At 67.9% G+C, this 12,538-nt stretch carries 6 protein-coding genes; 5 read left to right on the top strand and 1 reads right to left on the bottom strand.

Annotated features, from left to right (window positions below):
- Positions 1-299: 299 nt before the first annotated feature.
- From R3280_RS08065 to recD, 5 genes are all read left to right on the top strand, one after another.
- Positions 300-962 carry a response regulator transcription factor gene (locus tag R3280_RS08065; protein WP_318998080.1) on the top strand — a complete coding sequence of 221 codons (663 nt, stop codon included), beginning with the start codon at positions 300-302 and terminating at the stop codon, positions 960-962.
- Positions 959-2,254 carry a sensor histidine kinase gene (locus R3280_RS08060; protein ID WP_318998079.1) on the top strand — a complete coding sequence of 432 codons (1,296 nt, stop codon included), beginning with the start codon at positions 959-961 and terminating at the stop codon, positions 2,252-2,254. Before R3280_RS08065 ends, R3280_RS08060 begins: the two co-directional genes overlap by 4 nt.
- Positions 2,255-2,361: 107 nt before the next feature.
- Complete coding sequence (gene recC, locus R3280_RS08055; RefSeq protein WP_318998078.1) at positions 2,362-5,904, top strand: exodeoxyribonuclease V subunit gamma; 3,543 nt, start codon at positions 2,362-2,364, stop codon at positions 5,902-5,904.
- A complete protein-coding gene (recB, locus tag R3280_RS08050; RefSeq protein ID WP_318998077.1) occupies positions 5,897-9,613 on the top strand; it encodes an exodeoxyribonuclease V subunit beta in 3,717 nt (1,238 codons plus the stop codon). The genes recC and recB overlap by 8 nt, the downstream gene beginning before the upstream one ends.
- Entirely contained in the window at positions 9,610-11,868 is a 2,259-nt protein-coding gene (gene recD, locus R3280_RS08045; protein WP_318998076.1) for an exodeoxyribonuclease V subunit alpha, read from the top strand. Before recB ends, recD begins: the two co-directional genes overlap by 4 nt.
- Here the strand turns inward: recD and R3280_RS08040 are convergent, their stop codons facing one another.
- Complete coding sequence (locus R3280_RS08040; RefSeq protein ID WP_413468757.1) at positions 11,869-12,537, bottom strand: transglutaminase-like cysteine peptidase; 669 nt, start codon at positions 12,535-12,537, stop codon at positions 11,869-11,871.
- Between the last annotated feature and the right edge of the window lies 1 nt (position 12,538).

Genomic DNA, 12,538 nt, shown 5'->3' with positions numbered 1-12,538 from the left:
GTCGTGTTAACGAGTCGCGGTGAATTTGCTGCCCAATGAACACTACGCACATAAAAGCACTTGAGTTTATCGTCGTGTGCGATGTGGGAATCTGCTTAGCCCTTAACGGCTTCGGAAAAGGTCTCCGGGTGGTCTAGAATGGCGCAAAATTTCCTATGTTCCTGAGCTCCGCCGGCCTGTTTTTTTTGCATGAGCTGGTGCGGGAGTACGATCAGGGGTAGTAAAGCCAGCACTTTCGTACCATGTCCCAAGCCCCGCATTCAGGCCACAATAAAGCACAATCTGGCGTCGGGATTTCCATGAAGATACTCATTGCAGACGACCATTCGGTGGTGCGGCAGGGCTATGCCAGTCTACTGCACGCCAAGTTTTCTCCCTGTGACATTATTGAGGCGGACTCCGGTGAGGGGGCCTGTGCGCTCTATGCTTCGGAGCGGCCGGACCTGGCGATCCTGGACATCGGGCTGCCGGGGATCAGCGGTATCGAGGCGGCCCAGCGCATTCTGCAGGGGGATCCGGAGGCGCGGATTCTGTTTTTCTCCATGTACGACGAGTCCCAGGTGGTCAAGCAGGCGCTGGCCGCCGGTGGGCTGGGGTACATCACCAAGTCCGGGCCGCCCAAGACCCTGGTCGAGGCGGTGGCCAAGGTGGCCCGGGGTGAGCCTTTCATCGAGTACGATCTGGTGATGCGGGTGGGCCTGAACCAGGCCGGCTCGGTGGACGAGCGACTCAAATCCCTGACCCAGAAAGAGTTCGAGGTGTTCGTGATGCTGGCCCGGGGTGAGGGGCCGGAGGAGATCGGCCAGAGCCTGGATATCGGCAGTAAGACGGTCTCCAACTACGTTGCGTCCATCAAGTCCAAACTGCAGGTGTCGTCCATCGGCCGGCTGGTGCACCTGGCCATCGACGCCGGCGTCATCCAGGTCTGGTCCGACCGGCCCAGGGAAGACAGCAGCCGATGACCGCGGTGGTCCGCCTCAATCTGGTGGTGGCGCTGCTGTTCCTCCTGGCGCTTGGCGTAACCACCTACTTTACCCTGCAGCAGGCGGCCCGGGACATCGAGCGGGAGGTGACCGTCGCCATCGATGACACCTACGAACTGATGGCCGCGGCCGCCGGCGAGCCGGATCTGGTGGCCACTCTGCTGCAGCGGGACATCCGCCATGTGGACCTGGAAGTCATAGAGGACGTGGAGCAGTTGCCCTTCAGCCTGATGATGGGCCGCATCCCGGAGCCCGGGGATGTGCCGCTCTGGTTCTATCGCCTGGTGCCGGGCCTTGACCGGCTCGCCAGCAGCCAGTACGTGCGCTATCTGGAGGACGGCCGCGCCTTGCGGGTGCGGGCGGATGTCAGTGATGAACTGGAGGAGGTGTGGGAGAGCTTTCTCAGCAGTGTCACGCTGTTTGTGGGCGCGGCGGTGCTGTCGCTGCTGGCCATCACCCTGGGGGTGAGGCAGGGCACACGACCCATTGCCCGTTTCCTCTGGGCCCTGGATTCAATCGGCAAGGGCCACTACCAGGCCCGGCTGGGAGACTACTCCATTCGCGAGCTCAATCAGCTCTCTGCCCACTTCAACCGGATGGCCGCCACCCTGGAGGCGGTGGAGGTGGACAACCGGCGCCTGACCCGGACCCTGCTGGAAGTGCAGGAGGCCGAAAGGGCGCACCTGGCCCGTGAGCTACATGACGATCTGGGCCAGTACCTGACCGGCATGCAGGCCCAGGCCTACCTGATCAGCGAATCCCCGCAACTGCCGGCGCCGGTGTCCCGGGTGGCGAACGAGATCGCGGCCAACTGCGAGGCCATGCACAAGGGTTTTCGCAGGCTGATCCGGGATCTGCATCCGGTGGTGCTCAAGCAATTGGGTCTGACCTCGGCGCTGCAGGACCTGGCGGAAAACTGGAGCCGGGCCACCGGCATCCAGGTGGTGGCGGAGCTGGACGCCGGCCTGCCGGAGCTGTCCGAGGAAGCCAGCACCCACGTCTACCGCATTCTTCAGGAAGCGCTGAACAATGTCGCCCGGCATGCCGGTGCCAACCGGGTGACGATCCGGCTGGAGCGGGAAGGCGAGGGGTTCAGCCTGGCCATCTGCGATAACGGCGGCGGCCTGCAGGAAAGCCAGCCCGGCGGCCTGGGCATCCGCTCGATGCGGGAGCGGGCCCGTTTTGTGGATGGCGAGCTGACGCTGTCACCGGGCCCGGATGGCGGCTGTTGCGTCACCCTGAGCGTGCCCGGCGCCAAAACCGCACGGTGACCCGGATATGGTCCCTGCTTTCCTGATGCCGTGAGCCTTTCCCCGCAAGCATTGGATGTGCCTGAAAGTCGAGGTATTCTTGCGGATCAGCAGGGACGGGAGAGACCATGGCCGCAGGCCAATCCAGTGCAACAGCCGGCGCCAGCAGCGCCAGATCGACGCCACCGCCCACCGGTTTGCAGGTGATTCACGCCAACCGGCTGGAGGATCTCCGGGCCCTGACGGTGGAGGTGGTGCGCCGCTTTCCCCTGGCGCCGCTAGAGCGGGAAGTATTCCTGGTGCACTCCAACGGCATTGCCCAATGGCTCAAGCTGGCCCTGGCCCGTGACGACGACGATCCGGAGCTGGCGGGCCTGGGCATCGCCGCCGGTATGTCCTTCCTGCTGCCGTCCCGCTTTCTCTGGCAGGTCTATCGCGATGCCCTGGGCGAATCCGCGGTGGCGCGCCAGTCCCCCTACGACAAGGAACGCCTGACCTGGCGCCTGATGCGGCTGCTGCCGGAAATCTGCCATGAGTCGGTGTTTGCGCCACTGGAACGGTTCCTGGCCGGTGAACAGGCGGACCGGAGGCTTTACCAGCTGGCCGAGCGCGTTGCCGACCTGTTCGACCAGTACCAGGTCTACCGGGCCGACTGGCTGGACGACTGGCGCCAGGGCCGTGACGTCATCACGGTGCGGGGTCAGGCTGCCCAGGCGATCCCCGAGGCCCAGCGCTGGCAGCCGGAACTCTGGCGTCGGCTGGAGCAGGACATCGGCGCCGGTCCCGACCAGGCCAGCCGCGCCGCCATCCACACCCGCTTCATGGCCCAGACCGGGGAGCTGAGCGCCGCCAACCGGCCCGCCGCCTTGCCGCGCCGGGTGATCGTGTTTGGCGTGTCCTCCCTGCCGCAGCAGACCCTGGAGGTGCTGAGCCGGCTGGGCCAGTGCGCCCAGGTACTGCTCTGCGTTCACAACCCCTGCCAGTTCTACTGGGCGGACATCGTCGAAGACCGCGAACTGCTGCGGGCAGTCAACCGCCGCGGCAGGGTCCGTGACGGCATGCCCGCCAGCCTGGACGACGGCAACCTGCACCTGCACGCCCAGCCGTTGCTGGCGGCCTGGGGCAAGCAGGGCCGGGATTACATCCGGCTGCTGGACCACTACGACGACCAGACCATCTACCGGCACTGGTTCGACCGCATCGACCTGTTCGAATCGCCCCGCCCGGCGCAGGGCCCGGCCACGCTGCTGCAAAGCCTGCAGGACGACATCCTGTCGTTGCGGCCGGTGGCGGACGCCTGTGTACCCCAGGGCCCGGAGGCGGACGACGACTCCCTGGTGTTCCACACCGCCCACAGCCCCCAGCGGGAGGTGGAGATCCTCCACGACCAGCTGCTGGCGGCCTTCAGTGCCGACCCGGAGCTGACCCCGCAGGACGTTATCGTCATGGTGCCGGATATCAACAGCTACGCGCCCCACATCCAGGCGGTGTTCGGCCAGATCGACGCCGACGATGAGCGCTACATTCCCTTCACCATCTCCGACCAGGGCCAGCGTCATCGCGTACCGGTGCTGGTGGCGCTAGAGAAACTGCTGGCGCTGCCGGAATCCCGGCTGGCGGTCAGTGACCTGTTGGACCTGCTGGAGGTGCCGGCGGTGCGGGCCCGGTTCGGCCTGACGGCGGCGGATCTGCCCCAGCTTCACGACTGGATTCAGGGTGCCAACATCCGCTGGGGGCTCAATGCCGAGCAGCGCCAGGCCCTGGACCTGCCGGACGGGCTGAGCCAGAACACCTGGTGGTTCGGCATCCGGCGCATGCTGCTGGGCTACGCCCTGGGGGATGCCGGACCCTGGCGGGACATCGAGCCCTACGACGAGGTGGGCGGTCTGGAAAGCCGCCTGGCGGGCCAGCTGGAGGCGGTGGTGCGGCAACTGGAGGTCTACTGGCGCCAGCTCTCGGAACGCCGCGTGCCGGCGGAATGGGCACGGATGCTGAGCGAGCTGCGGGCGGATTTCTTCGCCGACCTGGAGGACGACGGCAGCCTGGTGTTCAGCCGCCTGGAGCAGGTGGTGGCGGACTGGCTGCTGGCCTGTGAGGATGCCGGCCTGGCGGACACCACCCTGCCGCTGGCGGTGGTGCGGGAAGTCTGGCTCGAGGGCCTGGAGCAGGGCGGTCTGAGCCAGCGCTTCCTGGCGGGTAAGGTCAACTTCGCCACCCTGATGCCGATGCGGGCCATCCCGTTCCAGCGCATCTGTCTGCTGGGGATGAACGACGGTGACTACCCCCGCAGCCAGCCGCCGATGGATTTCGACCTGATGGCCGGCGATTACCGGCCAGGTGACCGCTCCCGCCGGGAGGACGACCGCTACCTCTTCCTGGAGGCATTGTTGTCCGCCAGAAAACAGCATTATATCAGCTGGGTAGGGCGCAATATTAATGACAATTCTGAGCGCCCGCCGTCGGTGCTGGTGGCCCAGTTGCAGGATCACCTGAACGCAATCCGGCCCACTGTTGGCGATGGCCCCGCCATTGCCGAGCGCCTGACCCTGGAGCACCCGCTGCAGCCGTTCAGCCGGGCCTATTTTGATGGCGACGGCCATGACGGGCTGTTCACCTACGCCCGGGAGTGGCGTCAGACCCTCGATGGGGAAACCTCCGACGCCAGCGATGCCCTGGCCGAGCTGCCCGAGGACTTTCTGCGGGAGCCCCTGGCGCTGGCGGATCTCGCCCGCTTGTTGAAGCGTCCGGTGGAGATCTTCCTGCAGCAGCGTCTGGGCGTCCGATTCGACGAGCTGGGCATGACCAGCGAGGACGACGAGCCCTTTGTGCTGGATGGCCTGGGCCACTGGGCCCTCACCGATGAACTGGTGCAGCAGGTGGTGGCGCGGACCGAGCCCGAGGCGGACCTGGATAGCCACCTGCGGGCCCATACCGCCCGCCAGGCCCGCCGGGGTGACCTGGCCCAGGGCGGGCTGGGTGAACTGCAACGGCTGCGCCTGACCCAGGACCTGGACACCCTGGCCGGGCGTTACCACGCCCATTGCCAGCAATTCGGGGAGCTGCTGGACCTGCAGCGGCTGAGCCTTGAGCTGGAGCAGGGGCCCCACCGCGTGATGCTGGAGGACTGGCTGGCAGGCTTGCGCCGTTCCAGCGATGGGGCTCTGGCCCGGATCGAGCTGATCAGCAGCAACCTCACCACCTCCGGCAACCGCTACAACTGGCCCCACTGCCTGGCCCCCTGGGTCCAGCACCTGGCGGCCAACAGCCTCGGCCATGGGCCGATGACCAGCTTCCTGCTGAGCAAGGCCGGCGATGTGACCCTGCGCCCGGTACCGCCGGAGGAGGCCCGAACCCTGCTGCAGGAACTAATGAGTGCCTGGTTGGAGGCCCTGGCGCAGCCGCTGCCGCTGGCCCCGAAAACCGCCTTCGCCTGGCTGTCCTGGGCCGAAGCGGGGGAGCCGGATAAGGCCTTGCGGGATGCACGGTCAGCCTACGAGGGGGGCTATGAGATAACCGGTGAGCGGGATCAGTCCCCGGCCCTGGGCCGAGCCTTCGCCGATTTTGACAGCCTCTGGGCCGACGGTGGCTTGAAGCAATGGGCGGAGCGCCTTTACCTGCCGTTGTGGCGCAACGTCAAGCAGGTGGAGCCGGAGGAGGGTGGCGATGACTGAACATGGCCACCGCGCCAATGAACTGGACCCACTGACCTTTCCCCTGCATGGCAGCCGCCTGATCGAGGCCAGTGCCGGCACCGGCAAGACGTTTACCATCGCGCTGCTCTATGTGCGCCTGGTGCTGGCTCACGGCGAGGTGGCCGAGGCCGGGCGCCGGCTGACGCCCCGGGAGATTCTGGTGGTGACCTTCACCGAAGCGGCCACCAAGGAGCTGCGGGACCGCATCCGCAAACGCCTGACCGAGGCGGCGGGAGTCTTCCTGGCGGACCCGCCCCATGTGACGGATACGGCAGCGGCGGAAGGGCCGTTGGAGGCCCTGCGGGCGAGCTACCCACCGGAGCAGTGGCGAAGCTGCGCCCGCTGGCTGCAGCTGGCCGCCGAATCCATGGACGAGGCTGCGGTGCACACCATCCATGGCTGGTGCAACCGGATGCTAAAGGAGCATGCCTTCGACAGCGGCGGCCTCTTCAACCAGGCGCTGGAGACCGACCAGAGCGAGCTGATGGCCCAGGTGGTGCGGGATTACTGGCGTACCTACGTTACCAGGCTGGATGCCGATACCGCCGCGGAATACCTGGCGGCCATCGGCTCTCCGGAAGACCTGCAGAAATCTGTTCGGGAGCTTATGGCGCTGCAGGCGCCACTGCCGGCCTCAGCCACGCCACCGGAGGCCCTGTTATCAGAGGTGGTCGCTGAGCGCCGGGCCCTGTTCGATGCCCTGCGCCGGCACCTGCCAAACCAGGTCGGGGATTTCATGGCGGTGTTCGAACAGGCCCGGGCGCAGAAGGCGGTGAACGGCCAGAAACTCAAGGCGCCGAACCTTCAAGGCTGGCTGGATAAGCTGCTGGAGTGGGCCGGGAGCGAGGGCCTGCATTACCCCGAGCTGACAGACGCCGCCTGGAATCGCCTGTCACCGGAGGGCCTCGAGGAAGCCTGGAAGACATCACCGGCTCCCACCGACCACGGTCTGATCCGGTCCCTTCAGCTGCTGGCGCAGGACCGTGACAAGGCAGTGCCGCCGGAACTTCTGAAGCTGCACGCCTGCCACTGGATCTCGGCCCGCCTGGAGCGGGAGAAGCAGCAAAGAGGCGAGCTGGGCTTTGACGACTTGCTGACCCGCCTCGACCGGGCCCTGCAACAGGACGACAGCGGCCGGCTGGCCGCCACCATTCGCCAGCAGTTTCCGGTGGCGATGGTGGACGAGTTCCAGGACACCGACCCGGTGCAGTACCGCATATTCGATGCGGTCTACGACGTGGCCGCCAGCCACCGGCACCTGGGCTTCTTAATGATCGGCGACCCCAAGCAGGCCATCTATCGCTTCCGCGGGGCCGACATCCACACCTACCTGGCGGCGCGGCGGGCCACCGAGGGCCGTCACGTCACCTTGCCCCGCAACTACCGTTCCTCCAGCGCGCAGGTGGACGCCAGCAACCGGGTGTTTGCCTACGCCGAGGCCGAGAAGCCGGGCGGCGCCTTCGGCTTTGCCGAGGCGGGAAAGGGCAATCCGCTGCCCTTCACACCGGTGAGCGCCAAGGGCCGCGGTGACCGGTTCATCGTCGAGGGCCGCGAGCCGGCCGCCATGACCCTGTGGCACCGCGCTGGCAAGGCCAACAAGGACGAGGTCAACCAGGCCCTGGCGGAAGCCTGCGCCACCGAAGTGACCCGGCTGCTGAACCTGGGGCTGGCCGGCCAGGCCGGCTTCATGGAAGGCGGCGTGTTGCGGCCGCTGCAGGCCGCGGATGTGGCCATACTGGTGAACAAGGGCGCCGAGGCCCGCCTGGTGCGCTCGGCCCTGAGTGCCCGGGGCGTCAGGAGCGTCTACCTGTCCGACCGCTCCTCGGTGCTGGACACGCCGCAAGCCGTGGACGTGCGGCACTGGCTGCAGGCCTGTGCCGAGCCCGAGCGGGACCGCCTGGTGCGGGCAGCTCTGGCGACCGCCACGCTGGATCTGGGCTGGGCCCGGCTGGACGGACTTCGCTGGAACGAGCTGGCCTGGGAGGCGGAGATCGAGCATTTCCGGCGCCTGCATGAAATCTGGCAGCGCCAGGGTGTGCTGGCCATGATCCGCCGGTTGCTGAGCGACTTCCAGGTGCCGGCGCGCCTGCTGGCCACTGACGAGGGCGAACGGGCGCTGACGGATATCCTGCATGTGGCGGAACTGCTGCAGCAGGAGAGCCAGCAGGTGGACGGCGAACAGGCCCTGATCCGGCGCCTGGCGGAGATGATTGACCAGGCCGGCGGGCAGTCGGAAGCCCTGCAGGTGCGCCTGGAGAGCGATGCCGATCTGGTGCAGGTGGTGACGGTGCATAAGTCCAAGGGCCTGGAGTATCCATTGGTGTTCCTGCCCTTCGCCACCAGTTGCCGGCCCCTGACCCGCAAGGACCAGCCTCTGGTCTGGCACGACAGCGACGGCCGGGCGCAGCTGAGCTTCAATATCGATGAAAGCACGCTGGCCCTGGCGGACCGCGAGCGCCTCGGGGAGGACATCCGCAAGCTGTACGTGGCCCTGACCCGGGCCCGCTACGCCACCTGGGTGGGCGCGGCGGAGCTCAAGGGCGAGGAGCGCCAGAGCGGCCTGGGTTATCTTTTGGGCCTGGACCGGGAACGGGAGCTGGGGGAGGGCCTGGCGGCGCTGGCGGAAGGCCGGTCCGAGATGCTGCTGCAGCCGCTGCCCGAACCTGCCAACGAGCGCTACCAGCCGCCGCCTTCGCCACCACTGGCGCCGGCCCGGGAGCCGGAGCGCATCGCCCGTACCCAGTGGTGGATCGCCAGTTATTCGGCGATCCGCTACCACCAGCCGGAAGCGGAGCCGGCGGTAACCGCGGGCGAGCCCGAAACGCCGGCGGCGGAACGCCTGCGGGAAGAGGCCGAGCCTGCCGCGGCCCCGAGCCGTCCCCAGCGCCGGCCGGACCCGGACGAACGCCGCATCCACGGCTTCTTTCGCGGGGCCGAGCCTGGCACTTTCCTGCACAGCCTGCTGGAGTGGTGCGCGGAGCCTGCGTTCAACACCCTTGACCAGCGCCGCCAGGAACTGTCCCAGATGGTGGCCCAGCGCTGTGCCGCCCGCGGCTGGGATCACTGGGCCGGGCCGCTCACCCACTGGCTCAGCGACCTGGTGGCCACACCCCTGCCACTGCCGCCGCAGCCGGACGGCAGCGCCGTCAAAGTGGCCTTGCAGGCTCTCGCCCAGGCGGTGCCGGAACTGGAATTCTGGTTCGCCAGTGACCAGGTGGATACCCAGGCCCTGGACCGGATCGTCAGGGCTTACACACTGGTGGGTATGCCGGCGGCCCAGGCCCGCCCGGCGGCGGACCCGATGAATCTGAACGGCATGCTGAAGGGCTTTATCGACCTGGTGTTCGAACACGAGGGCCGCTATTACGTGGCGGACTACAAGTCCAATTTCATTGGCCCAGACGATGCCGCCTACACCCCGGAGGCCATGGCGGAGGTGGTGGCCCACAAGCGCTACGACCTGCAGTACGCGCTTTACCTGCTGGCCCTGCACCGGCTGCTGCGCACACGGCTGCCGGACTACGACTACGACCGCCACATCGGCGGCGCGGTGTATCTGTTCCTGCGGGGCAACGGTGCCGCCAGTGCCGGTGTTCACTGTGACCGGCCGGACCGGGCCATGATCGAGGCCCTGGACAGGCTGTTCCGGGGCCAGTCTGACCGCATGGCAGGGGAGACCGGAGCATGACCGAACCCATGGAGCCGGGTCAGCTGGGTCTGCCGTTCGACGAGCCAGACGCGCCCGTGCCGGCGCAAACAATCGCAACCAGCGACCATGTGGTCGCCATCATCGAGCGCTGGGTGGCTCTGGGCTGGGTGCGGGCGCTGGATGCGGCGCTGGTGCGCTTCCTGGGGCAGGAGGCGGAAGCTGCCGGGCAGCCGGCGGACCCGCTGCTGCTGATGGCGGTGGCACTGGCCTCCCACCAGCTGGGCCGGGGCCATGTCTGTCTGGACATTAACCAGATGGCCCGGGCGGGCTTTGATGAGGCCCTGTCGCTGCCGCCGGAAGACGAGACCTCGCCGGAGCGGGGCCTGCTGCCCTCGGAACTGCTCAGGGGCACCGATGCCGAGCGCTGGCGCCGGGCCCTGGACCATCCCCTACTGGTGGCCAGCGCCGACCATGAAGGCGAGACCGAAACCGTCGCGCCGGTGGTGCGGGATGGCCTGCGGCTCTACCTGCACCGCTACTGGCGCTACGAGCGTGCCATTGCCGAACAGATCCGACAGCGGCTGCGGCCCCTGCCGGCGCTGGAGGATGCCGGAGCGGCCCCGGCCCGGGCGCTTGGCCAGGCTCTTGGAGCGCTCTTTCCCGCTCGGGGTGAGGCCACCGACGGGCAGACGGACTGGCAAAAAGTCGCTTGCGCCAACGCTGCCCGCCATGGCTTTGGCATCATCACCGGCGGCCCCGGCACCGGCAAGACCACCACCGTCGTCAAGCTGCTGGCGGCCTTGCAGGCGGTAGCACTGAACCCCGGATTGGATGGGGCGGGCAGCGGCCGGGCCCTGCGGATCCGGCTGGCGGCGCCCACCGGCAAGGCCGCGGCCAGGCTCAATGAGTCCATCGCCGGCGCGGTGGCCAGCCTGGACCTGGACCACCTGCGGGACGGCGAGGCCCTGCGCGCCACCATTCCCCGGGAAGTGACCACTCTGCACCGGCTGCTGCGGTCGGTGCCCGGATCCCGCCGTTTTAGGCATCACCGTCACAACCCGTTGGTGGTGGATACCCTGGTGATCGACGAGGCCTCCATGGTGGACATCGAGATGATGGCCAACGTGCTGGAGGCGCTGCCGCCGGGTGCCCGCCTGATCCTGCTGGGGGACAAGGACCAGCTGGCCTCGGTAGACGCCGGCGCGGTCCTGGGGGAGCTCTGCCAGCGGGCCGGGGAGGGCTTCTATTCTCCCGCCAGCCTGGCCTGGCTGGAGGCCGTCACCGGCGAGCGGCTGGACCGGGCCCTGGTGCGCCCGGAGGCCACCGAGCTAGACCAGGCCATCACGCTGTTGCGCAAGAGCTACCGGTTCGACGAGGCCAGCGGCATCGGTCAGCTGGCCCAGGCCGTCAACCGGGGTGCCAACGGCGCGGCCCTGGCGGGGATTTTCCACGCCGGTTACCCCGACCTGGCCCGGGTCGCGGTGCCGGCCAGGGAGCCGGGCAGGGCAGTGACGCGGCATTGCCTGGCGGGTGGCGCCGATCAGTTCCCCGCCGGCGGCCAGGGTCGGATCGCCGGCGGTGAGCCGATTCCACCACCGGTGGGCTACCGGCACTACCTGACCCTCATGGGCGCTGGTCGGCCCGCGCCGGAGGCGCCGCTGGCGGAATACGACCGGTGGGCCGCCGACGTGCTGGCGGCGCTGCGCCAGTTCCAGCTGCTCTGCGCCCTGCGCCGCGGGCCTTTCGGGGTGGAGGGGCTGAACGGCAGCATTGCCGCCGCGCTCCATCAGGAGGGTCTGATCGATGCGGTGGAAGGCTGGTACCCGGGCCGGCCGGTTCTGGTCACCCGCAACGATTACAGTCTGGGGCTGATGAACGGGGATGTGGGGATCAACCTCCAGCTGCCGGCCTGGCACTGGGAGCGCGGTGAGACCCGGGTCGACCCCGGACGGCTGGTGCAGCGGGTGGCCTTTGCCAGCGGCGATGGTTCCGGCCGCATCCACTGGGTACTGCCATCCCGCCTGCAGGCGGTGGAGACCGTCTACGCCATGACAGTGCACAAGGCCCAGGGCTCGGAATTCAGCCATGCCTGCCTGGTGCTGCCGGACCGGATCAACCCGGTGCTGACCCGGGAGCTGGTGTACACCGGCATCACCCGGGCCCGGCACTGGTTCAGCCTGCTGGTGCCGGACGCCGGCGTGCTGGAACAGGCGGTGGATCGCCGGGTGATCCGCACTTCCGGCCTGGGCCGCAGCCTGGGCATCAAGCCGGCGGAACAACCGCAGAGGGGCTAGTCAGGGCCGGCCTTCCTCGAGGCTCTGCACCAGACGCTCGTTCATGTCGACCCAGTGGTCCAGCCGGTCAGGGTCACCAATGCGGGGCGCCTTGCCCTTGAACCGGCTTTGCCACAGACCCTCGCCGTTGAAACTGTAGACCGGTTCCAGGTCGGTGCGCTGGGAGGCGGGCTGGATGTCGTTGATCAGGTTGTCGAGGATCAGCGGATCGGCGTCGGGGGTGGGGTACCAGGCCAGTACCATGTGGGCCTGGTTGAGCGTGAGAGCCTTGACGTAGGTAATGCGCAACTGCTCGTCCGGCACACCCATTTCGATCAGGGTCAGGTACTTGGCGATGGAGAAGTCCTCGCAGTCGCCGCCGTTGGTGGCCAGCAGTTCCACCGGTGTGGCCCAGTAGTCCTCTTCACCCCAGTGCTTGATGTCGTTGATGAAGCGGGCCCGGTTGAAGAAGGAGTTCACCAGCCGGAGCTGGCGCTCCGGGTCGGCGGCCGCCGCCATGTTCTTGAGCCGCTGCCATTGTTCGAGGCGTTCGCGCGCGGGTTCGCCAAATTCCTCCGCCACGTAATTCAGCAGGCGGCTGCCCAGCTCGATGGCCATCACCAGGGAGGCGGCCAGGGCGAGGCCGAAGAATCCGATGCGAGCGTTGGCAGGCCGGCACCGCTCGGACATG

This window comes from Marinobacter sp. (assembly GCF_033722195.1).
GTDB lineage: Bacteria > Pseudomonadota > Gammaproteobacteria > Pseudomonadales > Oleiphilaceae > Marinobacter.
This window is presented reverse-complemented; position numbering and strand designations above follow the sequence as displayed.

Coding starts and splice junctions, on each gene's coding strand:
- recC (WP_318998078.1), top strand. CDS start 2,362: ATGGCCGCAGGCCAATCCAGTGCAACAGCCGGCGCCAGCAGCGCCAGA.
- R3280_RS08040 (WP_413468757.1), bottom strand. CDS start 12,537: ATGTCCGAGCGGTGCCGGCCTGCCAACGCTCGCATCGGATTCTTCGGC.
- R3280_RS08060 (WP_318998079.1), top strand. CDS start 959: ATGACCGCGGTGGTCCGCCTCAATCTGGTGGTGGCGCTGCTGTTCCTC.
- R3280_RS08065 (WP_318998080.1), top strand. CDS start 300: ATGAAGATACTCATTGCAGACGACCATTCGGTGGTGCGGCAGGGCTAT.
- recB (WP_318998077.1), top strand. CDS start 5,897: ATGACTGAACATGGCCACCGCGCCAATGAACTGGACCCACTGACCTTT.
- recD (WP_318998076.1), top strand. CDS start 9,610: ATGACCGAACCCATGGAGCCGGGTCAGCTGGGTCTGCCGTTCGACGAG.